Raw genomic sequence first — 18130 nt, 5'->3', positions numbered from 1 at the left:
GACGACGGCGGCGGGGCCGGCGGCGCGGGCGCGCGGGCGCCTGCGGGGCAGTGGGCGAGCAGCTTCACGGAGGCCAAGGGGCGCGAGATCGTGCGGCGGGTGGCCGAGGGGGAGCCGCTCTACGCCGTGTGCGAGGATCCGCGGATGCCGTGGGCCTCGACGGTGCTGACGTGGGCCGAGCGGCATGCGGCCTTCGGGGCGGCGCTGCAGGCGGCCAGGCATCAGGCGCGGGCGGCGGCGCGGGCGGCGACGCTGAAGGCGCGGTTCGCGGCGCAGGCGCGGGTGCGCAGGCGGAGCGGGGCGAGGAGCCTCTACACCCCCGAGCTGGCCGCCGAGATCTGCGAGCGGCTGGCGGAGGGCGAGAGCCTGGTCGCGATCGCGCGCGATCCGCAGATGCCGTGCGCGAGCGCGGTCTACGACTGGATCGAGCGCTATCCGGAGTTCGAGGCGGCCTATGTGCGGGCCAGGCAGCGGCAGGCCGAGACGCTGGCCGACATGGCCCGCGAGGTGGCGATGGCGGCGACGCCGCGGAGCGTGCACGCCGATAGGCTGCGGTTCGACGCGATCCGCTGGCAGGCGGCGCGGCTGGCGCCCCGGAAGTACGATGCGCGCGTGGTGCTGGCCGAGACCGTGCACCGGCTGAAGACCGAGGCCGAGGCGCCCGGGAACTTCACGGTGATCCTGAAGCGCTATTGCGACGTGACCGAGGAGGAGCTGCGGCGCTCCGACGAGGGGGAGCCGTAGGCGATGCGCCGGGCGCCGGCGTCGCTTCGGCTAGCCGGCGGCCTTCCGGCGGCGGGCGAGCTCGTCGAGGGCGGCGGTCTCGCGGCGGCCCTCGGCCTGGCGCTCGCGCAGGCGGGCCTGCTCGGCGAGGTGCTCGTACTTCTTCTGCGCCTCGAAGGCCTGGGCGAGGGCGTCGCGGGCGCCCTGCTCCTCGGCGGCGAGCGCGGCGATGCGGGCGCGGGCCTCGGCCTTGCGGGCGCGCAGCGCCTGCATGAACGCCGCCTGGTAGAGGCCGGAGATCGGATCGGCCTCGGCGCGGGCGAGCTCGGCCAGGCCCTCGGCCTCCAGCACCGCGAGCCGCATCTCGGCCTCGCCACGGCGGGCGGCGACGTCGGCGAGGCGGCCCTGGCAGACCTCCACCTCGTAGGCGGCGAGCTTGATCAGCGAGGCCGACCAGCTCATGCCGCTGCGCTCGCGAGGATGCCGGCGAGCCCGGCGAAGGCGACGTCGAGGCTCATGGTCTCGTCCTTGTCCTGGGCGAGGAAGGCCTCGAGCGGCTCGTGCAGGGCGATTGCGCGGTCGATCTGGGCGTCGGAGCCGGCCCGGTAGGCGCCGATGCGGATCAGCTCCTCCATGTTGGCGTAGGCGCTCATCAGCTGGCGGGCCTGGGCGACCAGCTCGCGCTCGTCCGGCCGCTGGCAGCCGGGCATGGTGCGGCTGATCGACTTCAGGACGTTGATCGCCGGGAAGCGGCCGCGCTCGGCGATCGGCCGCTCCATGACGATGTGGCCGTCGAGGATGCCGCGCACGGCGTCGGCGATCGGCTCGTTGTGGTCGTCGCCGTCGACGAGGACGGTGAACAGGCCGGTGATCGGGCCGGCGCGGGTGCCGTCCGGGCGGACCGGGCCGGGGCCGGCGCGCTCCAGGAGCTTCGGCAGCTCGGTGAAGACGGTGGGGGTGTAGCCCTTAGTGGTCGGCGGCTCGCCGGCCGCCAGCCCGATCTCCCGCTGGGCCATGGCGAAGCGGGTGACGGAATCCATCAGGCAGAGCACCTCGAGGTCCTGGTCGCGCAGGAACTCGGCGATGGCGAGGGTCATGTAGGCGGCCTGGCGGCGCTTGAGCGCCGGCTCGTCGGAGGTGGCGACCACCACCACGGCGCGCTTCAGCCCCTCCTCGCCCAGCGTCTCCTCGATGAACTCGCGGACCTCGCGGCCCCGCTCGCCGATCAGGCCGACGACGACGGCGTCGCACTCGGCGTTCTTGGCCAGCATGGAGAGCAGCACCGACTTGCCGACCCCGGAGCCGGCGAACACGCCCAGCCGCTGGCCGCGGCAGCAGGTGGCGAAGACGTTCATGGCGCGCACGCCGAGGTCGAGCCGCTCGCCGACCCGGGCGCGGGCGTGGGCCGGCGGCGGGGCGGCGCGCAGGGCGTAGGGCGCGTTCCCCGTGGGCAGCGGGCCCTTGCCGTCGATCGGGGCGCCGAAGGCGTCGACGATGCGGCCGAGCCAGCCCTTGGTGGGGCGCACCGCCGAGCCCATCGGCTCGATGCGGATCCCGGCGCCGGGCGCGACGCCTTCGATCGAGCCGAACGGCATCAGGAGCGCGCGGGCCTCGCGGAAGCCGACCACCTCGGCCGGCAACGGCCCGGCCCCGAAGCGCTCGATCTCGGCGCGGGCGCCGACCGGCAGGCGGGAGAGGCCGCCGCGGGCTTCGATCAGCAGGCCGTGAACCGCCGCCACCCGCCCCGACACCGTCAACGGATCCAGCCGCTCGACGGCGGCCACCAGACTCTGCACGAACGCCCCTCGGAGACTCGGGTCTCAGAATTCGGCGTTCGTCGTTAAGGGGTGGTGAAGATCGCGGCCGCGGCCGGCGCGGCGGGCCAGCGGCCATTTGCCTGTGGATACCCGCGCTGGGTGTGGGATTCCCGCTTCACCGCCTGGCCGGGAACCCCTATGTGCAGCCGGACCCTCCCCTGGATCGCGCGCCGATGCTTTTCGTCCACTGCGGCCTGCACAAGACCGGCACCAGCTCGCTGCAGTGGGTGCTGGGCACACACGCCGAGCGGCTGAAGGCGGCCGGGTTCCTGGCGCCGCGGAGCGGCCGCGGAGAGGTGATCGGGCACCACAACATCGCCTGGCAGCTGAGCCGCGACCGGCGGTTCAATCCGCTGGTCGGCGGGCTGGAGGCGCTGCGCCCGGAGATCCAGGGCTTCGCCGGCGACGTGATCATCTCGAGCGAGGACTTCGAGGGCCTGCTGGCGAACGCGCAGGCGCTGGCGCCGCTGGCGGCGCTGGCGCGCGAGACCGGGCACGGCGTGACCTTCGTCGTCTATCTGCGCAGCCAGGCGAGCTATCTCGCCTCGCTCTATCGGCAGTGCCTGAAGGAGGGCTTCGGCGAGGAGTACGCCGCGTTCGTCGAGGAGGCCGTCGAGCACGGCGCGGTGCGGCGCAAGGAATGGCGCTTCCAGTTCGACTTCGCCCGCGCGCTGGAGGGGCCGGCGGGCCTGGACGGCGCGAAGGTGGTGGCGCGCAACTACCACGCCCTGGCGGGCGGCTCGACGGTCAGCGACTTCCTGGCCGCGATCGGCGCGCCGCCGGACGTGATCCCCGCCGAGCACCTGCGGGCCCGGGCCAACGAGCGCGACCCGCCGCGCCTCAACCTCGGCCGCTTCTACCGCAACCGCATGCAGCGCGAGCTCTCCGGGCCGGAGCAGGCCGCGGTCGCCGCCATGGCCGCCCACGTCGACGCGGTCGACAATCCGCCCTGGGTCGAGGCGCGGCTGCGGGCGGCGTTCGGCGCCTCCAACGCGCGCGTCTGCCGCCGCTTCGGGGCCCCGCAAGAGGGGCTGGTGACAGACCCGGGCGAGGCGACGCCCGCGCGCCGGGGGGCCGTCAGCCTGGCCAGACTCTACTCCTTCGAGACGGCGCTCGCGATCTGGCGGATCGCCCGGCTGATCGCCGGCGGGGAGCCGGCCGAGGGCGCGCCGCCGGCCTCCGCCGAGGCGCAGCTGCGGCGCTGGACCGCCTGGCTCGCCGCCCCGGAAGCCGCCGGGGCCTCCCGCGCCGCCTGACCGGGCAAGGCTGCTTCGGGGCCGGCGTCCAATCACAAAAGATTCAACGGCCGGCGGAGTCGCGGGCGGCGCGGAGCCGCTTGAAGCCGAATCTCAAATCAGATTAACGATTCGGCTCGCGGGGACATCACTCATTAACCAGTCTTAAATTAACTCGCTGGCAAGTTAACGGCGAGCATCGGGGCGGATTCACAGAATTCGCGGGGCGGTCAGGGTCAAGGGTAGGAGAGATCTATGCGCGTACTGTTGATCGAGGACGACAGCGCGACGGCCCAAAGCATCGAGCTGATGCTGAAGTCCGAAGGGTTCAACGTCTATACCACCGACCTCGGGGAGGAAGGCGTCGACCTGGGCAAGATCTATGACTACGACCTGATCCTGCTCGACCTCAACCTGCCGGACATGAGCGGCATGGACGTGCTGCGCACGCTTCGGGTCGGCAAGATCAACACCCCGATCATGATCCTCTCCGGCACGGCCGAGATCGAGACCAAGGTGAAGACCTTCTCCGGCGGCGCCGACGACTACATGACCAAGCCGTTCCACAAGGACGAGCTGGTCGCCCGCATCCACGCCGTGGTCCGCCGCTCCAAGGGCCACGCCCAGTCGGTGATCAAGACCGGCGACATCGTGGTCAACCTGGACGCCAAGACGGTCGAGGTGAACGGCCTGCGCGTGCACCTGACCGGCAAGGAATACCAGATGCTGGAGCTGCTCTCGCTGCGCAAGGGCACGACGCTGACCAAGGAGATGTTCCTCAACCACCTCTACGGCGGCATGGACGAGCCCGAGCTGAAGATCATCGACGTGTTCATCTGCAAGCTGCGCAAGAAGCTGGCCGCGTCCGCCAACGGCAAGCATCACATCGAGACGGTCTGGGGCCGGGGCTACGTGCTTCGCGATCCCCAGGAAGGCGCGATCGCCGCCTGACGCCTGCGTTCGTTCGAGGAGAGTGCGACGCCCGCCCTGACCAGCGGGCGTTTTTCTTTTCGCCACGGCAAGGCTAGGTTCGGCCCCGGGCAACCGCTCGGGGAGGGCGCTCATGCAACGTCTGGTCGCGCTGGTCCTGGCGCTCATCGTGGGAAGCGCGTTGGCCTGGGCCTCCCTGCGGCCGCCGCCCCCGGCGCCGGCCAGCGCGCCGCCGGGCGCCTTCTCCGCCGAGCGGGCGATGGTCGACGACCGGGCGATCGCGCCGGTCGCGCACCCGATCGGCTCGGAGGCCAACCACAAGGTCCGCGACTACCTGCTGCAGCGGATGACGCAGCTCGGGCTCTCCCCGCAGGTCCGCCGCGGCGTCGCCGCTTACGCCAGCCCCCGGGCGAAGGGCGTCTTCCTGGGCGGCGAGGTGGAGAACATCCTGGGCGTCCTGCCGGGGCGCGACCGCAGCCAGCCCGCCGTGGCGCTGATGGCCCACTACGACAGCGTGCCGGCCTCCTCCGGCGCGGCCGACGACGGCGCGGGCGTGGTCTCGGCGCTGGAAGTCATCCGGGCGCTGAAGACCAAGGGCGCGCCCGCCCGCGACGTGATGGTGCTGTTCACCGACGGCGAGGAGGCCGGGCTCCTGGGCGCCGACGCCTTCTTCAACCGCGACCCGGCGGCCCGGCATGTCGGCTTCCTGATCAACATGGAGGCGCGCGGCGACGCCGGCCGCGTGCAGATGTTCCAGACCGGCGCCGGCAACGGCGGCGCGATCGCGCTGATGCGCAAGGCCGCGCCCCGGCCGTCGTCGTCCTCGCTGACCGTCTTCATCTACCAGCACATGCCCAACGACACCGACTTCACCATCTCGCGCAAGGCGGGGATCGCGGGGCTGAACTACGCCTTCACCGGACGCCAGTTCGACTACCATTCGCCGACCTCGATCCCGGCGACGCTCGACCAGGGCTCGCTGCAGGACATGGGCCAGCAGGTGCTGGGGGTGGCGCAGGCCGCGGCCTTCGCCCCCGCCCTGCCCGCCCGCACGCCGGACGTGGTCTACAGCCAGCTGTTCGGGAACCTGGTCCTCGCCTATGCGCCGCTGATCGGATGGCTGATCCTGGCCGTCTCGGCCGTGCTGATCGCGATCGCCATCGTCCGCGCGCGTCGGGCCGAGCCGTGGCCCTGGACGGACCTCCTGCGGGGCCTGGGCGCCTGCCTGTTCGCGGTGCTCGGCGCGGCGGCGATCCTGCACTTCGCGCGCCGGGCGACCGGCGCCGGGTTCGGCTATATCCCGCAGCGCTTCCTGCTGGCCCAGGTCACCCGCTGGGAGATCGCCCTGGTGCTGATCGGCCTGGGCTTCCTGCTGACCGCGGCGGCCGAGCTCGCGCGCGGCCGCCGGCAGATCGCCTTCCTGCCGCTGGCCGCAGGCCTGGCCAGCTCGCTGTTCGGCGGGTTCGATCCGTTCGGCCTGGGGCTGGGCGTCGCCGCCGCCGTGATCGGCGTCGCAGCCTATGGCCGGCCGGTGAGCCGCCCCGGCGCCTGGTCCGGCGTGCTGATCTTCGGCCTGGTCCTGGGGATCGCCGCGCAGATCGCCGCCCCGCTCGCCGCCTTCGTGATCGCCTGGCCGCTGGCGCTGGCGGCGCTGGCTGCGGTCGCCACCGACGCAGGCGCGCGCAGGGGTCCGGTCGCGCTGGCGGTGCTCGCGGCGCTGGCCGCGGCGGTGCTCGGCTGGCTGGGCGGCCTGACGCACGGCGCCTACACCAGCCTCGATCTGGTCGAGCTGCTCGCGCTTCCGGTGCTCTTGGCCGCCCTGATCGTCTGGCCGCTCGCCCAGCCGGCGGAAGGCGCGCCGCCCGAGCGGCTGCTCGGCCCGGCGCTCTTGATCCTCGGCCTGGCGCTGACCGCGGTCGTGCGGTTCGCCGACCCCTATTCGCCGCGCTATCCGCAGCTGGCCTATGTCGAGTACCTGATCGACCAGGACAGCGGCCACGCCTGGCGCTACCGGCCGCGCGGCTCCGGCTCGCCGTGGTCCGACGCGGTGCTGAAGAGCGACGGCGGGCGGATCACCGTCTCGAACACCTGGCCCCTGCGCGGGGCCGAGGCGGCGCCGGCGCGCTACCTCCCCGCGCCGGCCGCGACGATCGCCTTCTCACGGGCCGCCGACGGCGACCTGCGGCTGCACGTGACGCCACCGGCCGGGGCGCGGACGCTGGTCCTGAACCTGACGCCGAACACCCCGTTGGCGCTCCGCGAGGCGCAGGGCGCGCCCCAGGACGTGACGCTTGCGCCGGGCGCCGCCGAGCGGGTGGTCTGGAACGTCGCCCCGAACGGCCTCGACCTGGTGCTGCGGCCGATCAGCCCCGGGCGGCTGCAGGTGCAGACCGCGGTCGACGTGAAGAGCTGGCCGGCCGGCGCGACGCCGCTGCCGCCGCGGCCCGCGAACCTGATGCCGTTCGACGTCTCCGACACCACCCTGGTGCTGAAGTCGGCGCGGTTTGCTTGGTGATCGGAACGGTTTTGGCTAAGCGGTGAGCCCATGAGCGACATCACCATCTTCCACAATCCGAACTGCGGGACTTCGCGCGGCACGCTGGAGCTGCTGCGGGAGAAGGGGCTGAAGCCGAAGGTGATCGAATACCTGAAGGCGGGCTGGACCGAGCCGCAGCTCAAGGACCTGTTCAAGCAGATGGGCGTCTCGCCGCGCGAGGCGCTCAGGGTGCGCGGCACCGACGCCGAGGCGCGCGGCCTCACCGACCCTGGGGTCAGCGACGAGGCGATCGTCAAGGCGATGACCGAGAACCCGATCCTGGTTGAACGCCCGATCGTGGTGACCGCCAAGGGCGCGGCGCTCTGCCGGCCCAAGGAGAAGGTGCTGGGCCTGATCTGAGGCGCTCGGCCAGGCGATCCGTCGCGAGACCCGAAGCTTGCCCGGCCCGGGCGCGGCGCTTAAGCCCGCGGCCATGAGCCTCACGACCCACGTGGCCAACCTGACCCGCGCCATGGTGCAGGGCTGGCCCGCCGAGCCGCCAGCCGACCTGGTCTACCAGCTGCTTCGTCTGCTTGGCCGCTGGCGCTCGCAGATGCTGGCCAACACCTTCATGCGCCACCAGGGCACGACGATCTGGGGCGGGCCGTTCAAGGGCATGGAGTACGTCGGCGCGGCGACCGAGGGCGCCCTGGTCCCGCGGCTGCTCGGCACCTACGAATCCGAGCTGCACCCGCACCTGGCGGCGTTCGCGGCCGAGGGGCTGGACTGCGTGATCGATGTGGGCTGCGCGGAGGGCTACTACGCGGTGGGCCTGGCGCGGCTGATGCCCGCGGTCACCGTCCATGCCTACGACATCGACGAAAGGGCGCGCAAAGCCTGCGCCGAGCTCGCGGCCAAGAACGGCGTCGCCGAGCGGGTGATCATCGGCGGCGAGTTCAAGCCGGACGGGTTCGAGGCGTTCAAGGGCAAGCGGGCGCTGGTGATGCTGGACGCCGAGGGCGCAGAGGTCGACGTGCTGCAGCCGGGGCTCAGCCCGGCGCTGGCCGGCATGAGCATCATCGTCGAGACGCACGACCTCTACCGGCCGGGCGCCATTGCGACCATGGTCGCGCGGTTCTCGCCCACCCACGAGATCCTGCGCGTCGACCAGCAGCCGAAGACCTTCGAGCTGCCGCCCTGGCTGAAGCCCCTGCCGCACCTGGACCAGCTGCTGGCGGTCTGGGAATGGCGCGCCCAGCCGACGCCGTGGCTGGTCATGCGGCCGAAACGCGCGGGGTGAAGAAGGTCCGGATCACGTGGCGGCCGCGACGCGGCTAGGGCGCGCGGCGCGCCTCGGCGGGTTGCGGGCGCTCGGGCGCGGTGAGGCGCTGTTCGCGCGTCTTGCGGATATAGGTGCGCGCCGCCCATCGCGCGCCGCGCCGGCTCAGGCTCAAGCCGCCCGCCGGCATGCGGCCGTCGAGCTCCACCTGCCAGCGCCAGAGCAGCCATGAGGCGCGGCGCACCGAGTAACGTGCCATCCCTTCGGAGCTCCTGATTCTTGCGACAGGGGTCCAACGTCGGCCGCCGGCCGGTTCATCCCGAAGACTCGAAATGGAGCGCGGCCGAAGACGGCGGCTTGATCCGGATCAAGGCTCGTCGCGCCGCACGGTGTTCGGGTGGGCCATGCGCGGCGCCCTGGTCCTCCTCGCCCTGCTCGCCGTCGGCGGATCGGCGGCCGCCCAGCCCGCCGAGCTCGCCCGCGGGGAAATGCTGGTCCGGCGCCACTGCGCCGGGTGCCACGCCATCGGAGCCGTCGGAGTCAGTCCCGACAAGGCGGCGCCGCCGTTCCGCAATCTGCATACCCGCTATCAGATCGACGACCTCGCCGAGGCGCTCGCGGAGGGGCTGCTGACGGGTCACCCCGCCATGCCCGAGTTCCGCTTTTCCCCCAAGGATGTGCGTTCGATCATCGCCTATCTGAAGTCGATCCAGACCCACCAAGACACCTCGCTCGGCAGCCTCGCTGGACGCTAGCTCGGGATCGGCGCCAGAATGCCTGGCAAGGGCGCGCGACGATGACGCGCCCATTGTCGGGAGATGGACATGGCGGACGATCTGGCGCTGGCGCCGCGCGCGCTCACCGATGCGGTCGGAACCTCGAACGGGCCGGTGCGCGGCTATCGCGAGGACGGGCTCTCGGTGTTCAAGGGCGTCCGCTACGGCGCGCCGCCGACCGGGCTCGCCCGCTTCAAGCCGCCCGCGCGGCCGGCGCCCTGGAGCGAGCCGCTGGAGACCACGCAGTACGGCGCGCCGGCCATCCAGTCGGGCCTCGCGCCCGGCGAGCGGCGCACCTCGCCGGGCGACCCGCCGGCGCCCGACGAGCCGGCCTCGTCGGAGGACTGCCTGTTCCTGAACGTCTGGACGCCCGGCCTCGACCGCGCGCGCCGGCCGGTGATGGTGTGGCTGCACGGCGGCGGTTTCGCCAACGGGTCAGGCGGCGCTGCGATGTACGACGGCGGCGCGCTGGCCCGCAAAGGCGACGTGGTGACGGTCACCGTCAACCACCGCCTGAACGTGTTCGGCTACCTGCACCTGGGCGAGGCGTTCGGGCCCGAGTACGCGAAATCCGGCGTCGCCGGCATGATCGACATCGTCCAGGCGCTGGAATGGGTGCGCGACAACATCGAGGCGTTCGGCGGCGATCCGGGCGACGTGACCATTTTCGGCGAGAGCGGCGGCGGCTGGAAGGTGTCGCTGCTCCTGGCCATGCCCTCGGCCCGCGGCCTGTTCCACAAGGCCATCATCCAGTCCGGGCCAGGCCTGACCGCCAAGCCCAAGGCGGACGCCGCCGAGGTCGCCCGGCAGCTGCTGGCCGAGCTCGGGGTCTCGACGCCCGAGGCGCTGGCGGCGCTGTCCACCGAGACCATCTCGCACGCCTCGGTGAAGCTCCCGGGCGAGGCCATGCGCCTCTACACCCCGGTGCGCGACGGCGAGGTGATCCCGCGCGATCCCTTCGAGCCGGACGCCAGCCCGCTGAACGCCGACGTGCCGCTGCTGATCGGCACCAACAAGGACGAGAACACCCTGTTCCTGTTCAGCCATCCGCGGTTCGGCGCCTTCACCGAGGATGACATCGCCAAGCAGGCGAAGGGCGTGGCGGGCGAGCGGGCCGACGAGCTGGTGGCGGCGCTCCGGCGCGCCTATCCCGACTACAGCGAGACCCACATCTATTCGGCGATCGGCACGGTCAGCGGCATGTGGGGCAACTCCGTGAAGCTCGCCGAGCGCAAGGCCGCGCAAGGCGCCGCGCCGGTCTTCATGTACCTGCTCACCTGGGAGACGCCGGTCGCGAAGGGGCGGCTGCGCTCGCCCCATGCGATCGAGATCCCGCTGGTGTTCGACAACGTCGAGAAGGCGCGCAACTTCGTGGGCCGCGGCGACGAGCCGCAGAGGCTCGCCGACCAGATGAGCTCGGCGTGGCTGGCCTTCGCCCGCACCGGCGATCCGGGGTGGCCGGCCTATGACGCGCGCGGCCGGGCGACGAAGATCTTCGACCTGGAGAGCCGGGTGGAGCGCGATCCGCTGTCCGAGATCCGCAAGGTGCTGCACGGCTGAGCCGGATCTGTTCGGTGACGGGGCCGGGCGGCGTCACCGCGGCAATGGCCTACGCGGGGCGCACGCCTCGAAAGCCGACGGCACGCGCCGACAGGTGTCGATAGCCCAGAGGGCGCGGATGTGACTAGGGTGCCCGCAGCCGTCGGTCCCGGCAGCGAGGTTTTTCCGGGAGTTCAATAGCTTGTCTGTACAGGAAGCAGCCTCCCGGGTCTGGCGACCGGAGCATTTGCGCCTGGCGATCGACGCCGCCAACGTCGCGCTATGGTCGTGGCAGGTCGACACGGACCGCTTCACCATGGACGAGCGCGCCTTCGGCCTGTGGGGCTTGCCCTGCTCGGAGGAGGTCGCCTTCGAGGAGTTGTCCGCCCATATCCACCCGGCCGACCGCGATCGAGTGCGCGCGGCCTTTACGGCGACCCGCTCGGTCGCCGGACCTTACGAAATCGATTTTCGCATCATGTTGGGCCGCGAGGTGCGCTGGATCTCGGCCCGCGGCCAAGGGGCCGATGAAGGCATCGTCGATCGGGTGATGTTCGGCATCTTCCTGGACGTGACCGGACGCAAGCAGGCCGAGGAAGGTCACGAGCTGCTCGCCGGCGAGATGAGCCATCGGGTCAAGAACCTGCTGGCGATCGCCACGGGTCTGGCGCACATCACCTCGCGGTCGACGACATCGGCGGCCGACATGGCGCAAGTCCTGACCGAACGCCTGAGGGCCCTGGGCCGGGCCCACGACCTGGTTCGTCCCTTGCCGGGCCAGGAGGGCAAGGCGGCGCTGCTGGGCGACCTGTTCTCGGTTCTGCTCGCTCCCTATGACGATCCCGGCGCCTTCGCCCGCCGCATCCGGGTCGCGGTGCCGAGGATGGGGGTCGGAGAGCGGACCGCCACCACCCTGGCGCTGGTCATCCACGAGATGGCGACGAATTCGGTGAAGCACGGCGCCCTGTCGGCCGAAAGCGGGATCCTCGACATCTCCAGCACCACGGATGACGACGACCTGCTCGTCGTCTGGGCCGAAACCGGCGGTCCGGCGATTTCAGGCGCCCCGGACATGCATGGGTTCGGGAGCCAGCTGATCGCGCGCAGCATCACGCGCGATCTGGACGGCGCGCTGTCTTACGACTGGCAGGAAAGCGGCCTCGTCGCGACCTTGCGGATGCGGAAGGCCAGGCTGACGGCCTAGCACCTTCGCGCCGCAACGCGCGCCGGCGCGCGCAAGCGCATCCCGTGCGCATCCGTGGCCAACACGCAAGGGCGGCCCGAAGAGCGCCCCTTCCGTGGATTCCGTGGTTCCTGCCTACGCGTCGAAGACGATCACGGAGCGGGCGACGGCGCCGGTCTTCATCTCCTCGAAGGCTTCGTTGACCTGCTCGAGCTTCAGCCGCCGCGAGATCATGTCGTCGAGCTTCAGCTTGCCGGCCAGGTAGAAGTCGACCAGCCGCGGCATGTCGACCGGGAAGCGGTTGGAGCCCATCAGCGAGCCCTGGATGCGCTTCTCGCCCAGGAAGGCCGCGCCCATCAGGCTGATGGTCTGGCCGACCGGGATCATGCCGATCACGTTGGCGGTGCCGCCGCGGCGCAGCATGTTGAACGCCTGCTCGGCGGTCTTGGCCAGGCCGATCGCCTCGAACGAGTGCTGGACGCCGCCCTTGGTCATCTCGATGACCTCCTTCACCGGGTCGGTGTCCTTGGCGCAGATGAAGTCGGTCGCGCCGAACGCCTTGGCCATGTTCTCCTTGCCGGGCGCCATGTCGATGCCGATGATCCGGCTGGCGCCGGCGATCGCCGCGCCGTTGACGGCCGCGAGGCCCACGCCGCCCAGGCCGATCACCGCCACCGTGTCGCCGGGCCGGACGTTCGACGTATGCATCGCCGCGCCCACGCCGGTCATCACCCCGCAGCCGATCAGGGCGGCGCGGTCGAGCGGCATGTCGGGCCGGATGGCCACGCAGGCGTGCTCGTGGATCAGCATCTGCTCGGCGAACGAGGAGAGGTTCAGGTACTGGACCATCGGACCCTTGTCCGACTTCAGGCGCGGCTCCTCGTCGGGCGCGCGCTTGGTCTCCGGCGACACGCACAGGCTCATGTGGCCGGTCAGGCAGAACTCGCAGTGGCCGCAGAAAGCCGAGAGGCAGGTGATCACGTGATCGCCCGGCTTCACCGTACGCACCTCGGACCCCACCGCCTCGACGACGCCGGCGCTCTCGTGGCCGAGCACGGCCGGCAGCGGATGCGGATAGGAGCCCTCGATGAAGTGCAGGTCGGAGTGGCAGACGCCGGCGGCGGCGGTGCGGATCAGCACCTCGTGCGGGCCGGGCTTGTTGATCTGCACGTCCTCGATCTGCAGCGGCGTTCTGACTTCGCGCAGGACTGCGGCCTTCATGGCTTTCCCTCCCAACTTGGATCCGCCCTTCGGGCGTTCGTCGCAAGAAGCCTTATCGCCGTTCAGATCGCCGGGCCAAGGGGTTTCCCGAGGGAAGCTTGCGCAAAATCAAGTCGACAGGGCGGGCGCCATCGCCTCTAGAGGGAAGCCATGGCCGAGGCCGAGCCCACCATCGCGCAGACGCCCGCCGCAAAGCGCGGCGGGCCGGGCGAGGTGTTCCTCGCCTTCCTGAAGCAGGGGCTGACCGCGTTCGGCGGGCCGGTGGCGCACCTGGGCTACTTCCGCCGCGAGTTCGTCGAGCGGCGGGGCTGGCTGTCGGAGGCGGCGTTCGCCGACCTGCTGGCGCTGGCCCAGTTCCTGCCCGGCCCGGCCTCCAGCCAGCTCGGCATGGCCATCGGGCTCCGGCGCGCGGGCTACCTCGGCCTCGTCGCGGCCTGGGCGGGCTTCACCCTGCCGGCGGCCACGGCGATGATCGTACTCGCCTACCTTGCCCCAGAGCTCACCGACAAATGGGGCGGCGGCTGGCTGCACGGCCTGAAGATCGCCGCCGCGGCGGTGGTGCTGCAGGCGCTGATCGCGATGGCGCGGCGGCTGGCGGTAGGCCCGATCCGGGCCGGCATGGCGCTGGGCGCGGGCGCGGGCGTGCTGATCTCGCACGGCGCGGGCTCCGCGCCGCAGATCTTCGCGCTGATCGCCGGCGGGCTGTTCGGCCTGGCCTGGCTGCGCGAGCCGGCCCCGGACGTCCCGGACGATGCGGCCACCCACCAGGTGCCCCCGGCGGTCTCGGGCGCGGCCCTGACGACGTTCGCCCTGCTCCTGGTGGTGCTGCCGTTCGCCGCGGGCAAGCTGCAGAGCCCCCTGCTGGGGCTGGCCAGCGTGTTCTACCGCACCGGTTCGCTGGTGTTCGGCGGCGGCCACGTCGTGCTGCCGCTGCTCGACCGCGACATCGTCGGCCGCGGCTGGCTCGACCGTGACACCTTCCTGGCGGGCTACGGCGCGGTGCAGGCGCTGCCGGGCCCGCTGTTCTCGTTTGCGGGCTTCGTGGGCGCCGCCCAGACCTACGCCGCCGCGGGCTGGCGCACGGGCCTCGTCTGCGTCACGGCGATCTTCCTGCCGAGCCTGCTGCTGATCGTGGGCGTGCTGCCGTTCTGGGACCGGCTGAAGGCTCTGCCCGCGGCCCGCGGCGCGCTCGCCGGCCTGAACGCCGTCGTGGTGGGCCTGCTCGCCGCGGCGCTGTGGAATCCGGTGCTCACCTCGACCGTCCAGCGGCCCAGCGACTGGGCGCTGGTCGCCGCCGCCTGGGTGTTCCTGGCGATCGCGAGACTGCCGCCCTGGCTGGTGGTGATCGGCTTTGCGGTGACAACCGGGCTCTGGTCGCAGGCGGTGGTCTAGGACGCCCGCGCGGTCTGCGTCGTGGGCTGCGGCTGCGGCAGGCGGAACGCGGGCATCGCGAACTTCGGCATCTGCGGCCAGCGGAAGGTCCACGCCTTGCGGGCCGGGATGCAGGCCTCGAGCGCGGCGATCAGCTGCTCCGGCGGCCCGTCGTTCAGGAAGTGGTTGGCCCCGTCGGCGCGCACGAAGCGGATCGGCCGGCGGGTCACCGTCTCGCGGGCCATGCGCTCGGCGATCTCGATCGGGGCGAAATCGTCCTTGTCGCCGTGGATCATGTGGATCGGGATCGAAAGGCGGCCGAGCGCGCGCTCGGCGCGCGCCAGCTGCGCCTTCTGACCGCTCGCCTCGATCACCGCGTGGCGCAGGTCGCGGGGGATCACCTTCAGGGCCCTGGAGCCCACGTCGAGCAGCCAGCGGGCGGTGGGCCCCGGCTCGCCGAAGAAGCCGGAGAGCAGCACGAGGCCAGCCACCTTGCCGGGATTGGCCGCGGCCATCAGCGCCGCGATCGCCGCGCCGTAGGACTGGCCGACCAGCAGCACCTGCTGGCCCTGCGGCGCCGCAAGCACCGGGGCCAGCGCCTCGGCCTGGACGGCGATGTCGGTGACCGGATGCAGCGGCTCGGAGGCGCCGTAGCCCGGCCGGTCGACGACGATCATCTCGCGATCCGGCGGCAGCTCGGCCAGGGTCTCGGCCCAGTACTCGGCCCAGGACGGCGCGCCGGTGATCACCACGATCTTCCAGGCGGGCGGGGTCTCACGCGGGGTGTGCAGCGCCGAGATCGTCCAGCCATGGCCGCCGCCGGCCGTGAAGCTGGTGCGGCGCACGACGTGCTCCGGATAGTCCTCGGCCAACGGCTTGTGCTCGGTCCGCCCGGTGGCCGCCGCTTCGATGCAGGCCCACCCCATGGCGAGAACACCCTTCGGCCGTTTCCGCGGCACGTTCGCAATCTCCTCAGGCTTACACTGTCACCTGGTGGCGCAAACGCACGATTGGAAGGGCGGTTCGGCTCAGCTTGTTCTCACTCGGCCGGAACCGGCCGGGCTGTGGCCAGCCGGTCACGCAGCTCGCGCTTCAGCACCTTGCCGGTCGGCCCGATCGGCAGCTCTTCGACGATGCGGACCTCGTCGGGGACCCACCACTTGGCGACCCGCTCGGCGACATGGCGTTTCAGCGCCTCGGGATCGGCGCTCTGGCCGGCCCGGAGCGTCACCAGCAGGAGCGGCCGCTCGTCCCACTTCGGATGCGGCATGCCGACCGCGGCGGCCATGGCGACGGCGGGATGCGAGCAGACCGCGTCCTCCAGATCGAGGGTGGATATCCACTCGCCGCCCGACTTGATCACGTCCTTCGCGCGATCCGTGAGGCGCAGGTAGCCCTCAGGATCGATGGTGGCGATGTCGCCGGTGTCGAACCAGCCGTCGTCGGTGAACGAGGCGGCCCCGTCGTGCTTGAAGTAGGCCGAGGCCACCCAGGGCCCCTTGACCTGCAGCCGGCCGGCGCTCTTGCCGTCGCGCGGCAGGAGCTCGCCCGCCTCGTCGACGACGCGCAGCTCGACGCCCCAGAGGCCCCGTCCCTGCTTCAGCTTGCGCTGGAGCGAGGCGGCCGCGTCCTCGCCCGCATGCTGCGGCAGCGGCTTGTTGATGACGCCCAGCGGACTGGTCTCGGTCATGCCCCAGATCTGCTGCACCTTGCCGCCCAGCCGGCCCTCGATGCGCTCGATCAGGGCGGCGGTGGGCGCCGAGCCGCCGATGGCGATGGTCTTGACGGAGTTCAGCGTCTTGCCGGCCTGCTCCAGGTGCTCGGCCACGCCCACCCAGATGGTCGGCACCCCGAGCACGAAGGTGACGGCCTCCGTCTCGATCAGCTCGGCCACCGACCGGCCGTCCAGCGCGCGGCCCGGCAGCACCAGCTTCGCGCCCACCAGGGGGGCGGCGTAAGGCGTGCCCCAGGCGTTGGCGTGGTACATCTGGGCGCAGGGCATGATCACGTCCGCCGCCGAGAAGTCGAAGTTGTCGGGCAGGCCGCAGGCCAGCGCGTGCAGCACAGTCGAGCGGTGCGAATAGAGCACGCCCTTCGGATTGCCCGTGGTGCCGGAGGTGTAGCAGAGGCCGCAGGCGGCGTTCTCGTCGAGGCTCGGCCACGCGAGGTCCGGCGAAGCCTTGGCGAGCAGCTCCTCGTAGACCAGGGTTCCGGCCGGCGCGTCCGCCGGCAGGTGCGCGCGCTCGGTGAGCGCCACCAGGGTCTTCACGGTCTGCATCTTCGGGGCCGTCTCGGCCGCCAGGCCCGCGAAGGTGATGTCGAACAGGAGGACGGTGTCCTCCGCGTGGTTGGCGACCCAGGCCACCTGGTCCGGATGCAGGCGCGGGTTGATCGTGTGCAGCACCGCCCCGATGCCGGTGGCGGCGAAGTAGAGCTCGAAGTGGCGGTGGGTCGACCAGGCAAGCGTCGCCACCCGATCGCCGGGCTTGACGCCCAACGCCAGCAGGGCGTTGGCGAGCCGTTTGGTGCGCGCCAGCGCCTCGGCGTAGCCGTAGCGGTGGATCGGGCCCTCGACGGTGCGCGCCACCACCTCGCGCTCGGGGTGGTAGAGCGCCGCATGCTCCAGGATCGACGGCAGCGTCAGCGGCCAGTCCATCATCAGGCCCTGCATGGGGGGCGCCTCCTTATCATCGTTCAGCAAGCGTAGGGCGGCGCGCAAAGCCTATCAATCATCGGCCTTGGACCTGGGCGCCCGCCTGGGCCGGGACGAGCGCGGTTTCGGCGCGTCGCGGACGATGGTCATCATGTAGTTCACGTCCGCGTCGAGGCTCTGTTTCCAGCGGCCGGAGAGCGGGTCGAAGACGACGCCGAAGGGGCCCTCGACGACCACCGGTTCGCCCTCGAGGAAGCCGCGGATCTCTTCGGGCTTCAGGAACTTCGACCAGCGGTGCGTGCCGGCCGGAAGCCAGCGCAGCACGTACTCGGCCCCGACCTTGGCCAGGGCGAAGGCCTTCAATGTCCGGTTGAGGGTGGCCACGATCATCAGCCCGCCGGGCTTCAGCAGCCTGGCGCAGGTCCTGAGGTAGGCGCCGGGATCGGCGACGTGCTCGACCACCTCCATGTTGAGGATCACGTCGAACGGCGGCTCGCCGGCGGCGAGCAGCGCTTCGGCCGTGGAGACGCGGTAGTCGATCGCGAGCCCCTGCTCGGCGGCGTGCGCGGCGGCCGTGCCGATGTTGCGTTCCGAGGCGTCGACGCCGCTGACCTGGAATCCCAGCCGCGTCATGGGCTCGGCGAGCAGGCCGCCGCCGCAGCCGATGTCCAGCAGCCGCAGCCCCGTGAACGGCCGCCGCGCCGCCGGATCGCGGGCGAAACAATCGAGCGCCTGATCGCGGATGAAGCCGAGCCGCACGGGGTTGAACCGGTGCAGCGGCGCGAACCGGCCGTTCGGGTCCCACCACTCCGCGGCGATGCGCGAGAACCGCTCGACTTCGGCCGGATCGACGGAGGAGGTGGCGTAGGTCATGGTTTCTCCATAGCCGATGGCGCGTTGCAGCGCAGCACGCTGGCCGTTAGAACG

Annotated in this window: 17 protein-coding genes; 10 read left to right on the top strand and 7 right to left on the bottom strand. The window is 71.8% G+C overall.

The features are described 5' to 3' along the window. A partial coding sequence (locus Q0W60_RS09350) for a hypothetical protein (protein WP_297694847.1) occupies positions 1 to 744 on the top strand: 744 nt, incomplete at its 5' end. 30 nt (positions 745 to 774) lie between these two features. On the opposite strand, the gene Q0W60_RS09345 is transcribed toward Q0W60_RS09350, so the two are convergent. Further along, the gene (locus Q0W60_RS09345; protein ID WP_297694845.1) at positions 775 to 1185 is read right to left on the bottom strand and encodes a flagellar FliJ family protein; all 411 of its coding nucleotides are present in this window, start codon (positions 1183 to 1185) and stop codon (positions 775 to 777) included. Then, a complete protein-coding gene (gene fliI, locus Q0W60_RS09340) occupies positions 1182 to 2519 on the bottom strand; it encodes a flagellar protein export ATPase FliI (RefSeq protein WP_297694843.1) in 1338 nt (445 codons plus the stop codon). Before fliI ends, Q0W60_RS09345 begins: the two co-directional genes overlap by 4 nt. Before the next feature lie 194 nt (positions 2520 to 2713). On the opposite strand from fliI, the gene Q0W60_RS09335 reads away from it, so the two are divergent. The 5 genes from Q0W60_RS09335 (at position 2714) to Q0W60_RS09315 (ending at position 8481) form a co-directional block, all read left to right on the top strand. Beyond that, on the top strand, positions 2714 to 3796 hold the full coding sequence (locus tag Q0W60_RS09335) for a hypothetical protein (RefSeq protein WP_297694842.1): 1083 nt from the start codon (positions 2714 to 2716) through the stop codon (positions 3794 to 3796). Positions 3797 to 4030: 234 nt separating this feature from the next. Beyond that, positions 4031 to 4726, top strand: coding sequence for a response regulator transcription factor CtrA (gene ctrA / locus Q0W60_RS09330; protein WP_297694840.1), 696 nt, complete (start codon positions 4031 to 4033; stop codon positions 4724 to 4726). A gap of 112 nt (positions 4727 to 4838) precedes the next feature. Next, positions 4839 to 7220 carry a M20/M25/M40 family metallo-hydrolase gene (locus Q0W60_RS09325; protein WP_297694838.1) on the top strand — a complete coding sequence of 794 codons (2382 nt, stop codon included), beginning with the start codon at positions 4839 to 4841 and terminating at the stop codon, positions 7218 to 7220. A gap of 30 nt (positions 7221 to 7250) precedes the next feature. Then, positions 7251 to 7601: an arsenate reductase (glutaredoxin) gene (arsC, locus tag Q0W60_RS09320; RefSeq protein ID WP_297694836.1), complete on the top strand. Its 351-nt coding sequence runs from the start codon at positions 7251 to 7253 to the stop codon at positions 7599 to 7601. 73 nt (positions 7602 to 7674) lie between these two features. Continuing rightward, a complete protein-coding gene (locus Q0W60_RS09315) occupies positions 7675 to 8481 on the top strand; it encodes a 50S ribosomal protein L11 methyltransferase (RefSeq protein ID WP_297694834.1) in 807 nt (268 codons plus the stop codon). Between the two features lie 34 nt (positions 8482 to 8515). Here Q0W60_RS09315 and Q0W60_RS09310 read toward each other — a convergent pair whose 3' ends face one another. Continuing rightward, positions 8516 to 8719 (bottom strand): hypothetical protein, encoded by a 204-nt coding sequence (locus Q0W60_RS09310; protein ID WP_297694832.1) that lies wholly within the window; start codon positions 8717 to 8719, stop codon positions 8516 to 8518. A 73-nt stretch (positions 8720 to 8792) separates the two neighbouring features. Here Q0W60_RS09310 and Q0W60_RS09305 point away from each other — a divergent pair, with 73 nt between their 5' ends. The 3 genes from Q0W60_RS09305 to Q0W60_RS09295 all read left to right on the top strand — a co-directional run bounded on the left by Q0W60_RS09305 (position 8793) and on the right by Q0W60_RS09295 (position 11979). Further along, the gene (locus tag Q0W60_RS09305; RefSeq protein ID WP_297694830.1) at positions 8793 to 9215 is read left to right on the top strand and encodes a cytochrome c; all 423 of its coding nucleotides are present in this window, start codon (positions 8793 to 8795) and stop codon (positions 9213 to 9215) included. Positions 9216 to 9284: 69 nt separating this feature from the next. Then, positions 9285 to 10796, top strand: a complete 1512-nt coding sequence (locus Q0W60_RS09300; RefSeq protein ID WP_297694828.1) for a carboxylesterase family protein — start codon at positions 9285 to 9287, stop codon at positions 10794 to 10796. A 181-nt stretch (positions 10797 to 10977) separates the two neighbouring features. Then, entirely contained in the window at positions 10978 to 11979 is a 1002-nt protein-coding gene (locus Q0W60_RS09295; protein WP_297694826.1) for an HWE histidine kinase domain-containing protein, read from the top strand. A gap of 114 nt (positions 11980 to 12093) precedes the next feature. On the opposite strand, the gene Q0W60_RS09290 is transcribed toward Q0W60_RS09295, so the two are convergent. Beyond that, on the bottom strand, positions 12094 to 13179 hold the full coding sequence (locus Q0W60_RS09290) for a Zn-dependent alcohol dehydrogenase (RefSeq protein ID WP_297694824.1): 1086 nt from the start codon (positions 13177 to 13179) through the stop codon (positions 12094 to 12096). Between the two features lie 150 nt (positions 13180 to 13329). On the opposite strand from Q0W60_RS09290, the gene chrA reads away from it, so the two are divergent. After that, a complete protein-coding gene (gene chrA / locus Q0W60_RS09285) occupies positions 13330 to 14571 on the top strand; it encodes a chromate efflux transporter (protein WP_297694822.1) in 1242 nt (413 codons plus the stop codon). Here chrA and Q0W60_RS09280 read toward each other — a convergent pair. From Q0W60_RS09280 to ubiG, 3 genes are all read right to left on the bottom strand, one after another. Beyond that, positions 14568 to 15509 (bottom strand): alpha/beta hydrolase, encoded by a 942-nt coding sequence (locus Q0W60_RS09280; RefSeq protein WP_297694820.1) that lies wholly within the window; start codon positions 15507 to 15509, stop codon positions 14568 to 14570. The two genes, chrA and Q0W60_RS09280, sit on opposite strands and share 4 nt — an antisense overlap. Before the next feature lie 80 nt (positions 15510 to 15589). Continuing rightward, complete coding sequence (locus Q0W60_RS09275; RefSeq protein WP_297694818.1) at positions 15590 to 17221, bottom strand: long-chain fatty acid--CoA ligase; 1632 nt, start codon at positions 17219 to 17221, stop codon at positions 15590 to 15592. 54 nt (positions 17222 to 17275) lie between these two features. Continuing rightward, on the bottom strand, positions 17276 to 18076 hold the full coding sequence (gene ubiG, locus Q0W60_RS09270) for a bifunctional 2-polyprenyl-6-hydroxyphenol methylase/3-demethylubiquinol 3-O-methyltransferase UbiG (RefSeq protein WP_297694816.1): 801 nt from the start codon (positions 18074 to 18076) through the stop codon (positions 17276 to 17278). Positions 18077 to 18130: the final 54 nt, after the last annotated feature.

The organism is Phenylobacterium sp. (assembly GCF_025934275.1).
Classification (GTDB): Bacteria; Pseudomonadota; Alphaproteobacteria; order Caulobacterales; family Caulobacteraceae; genus Phenylobacterium.
The sequence above is the reverse complement of the archived record's forward strand: the minus strand, read 5'-3'. Positions and strand labels throughout refer to the sequence as shown.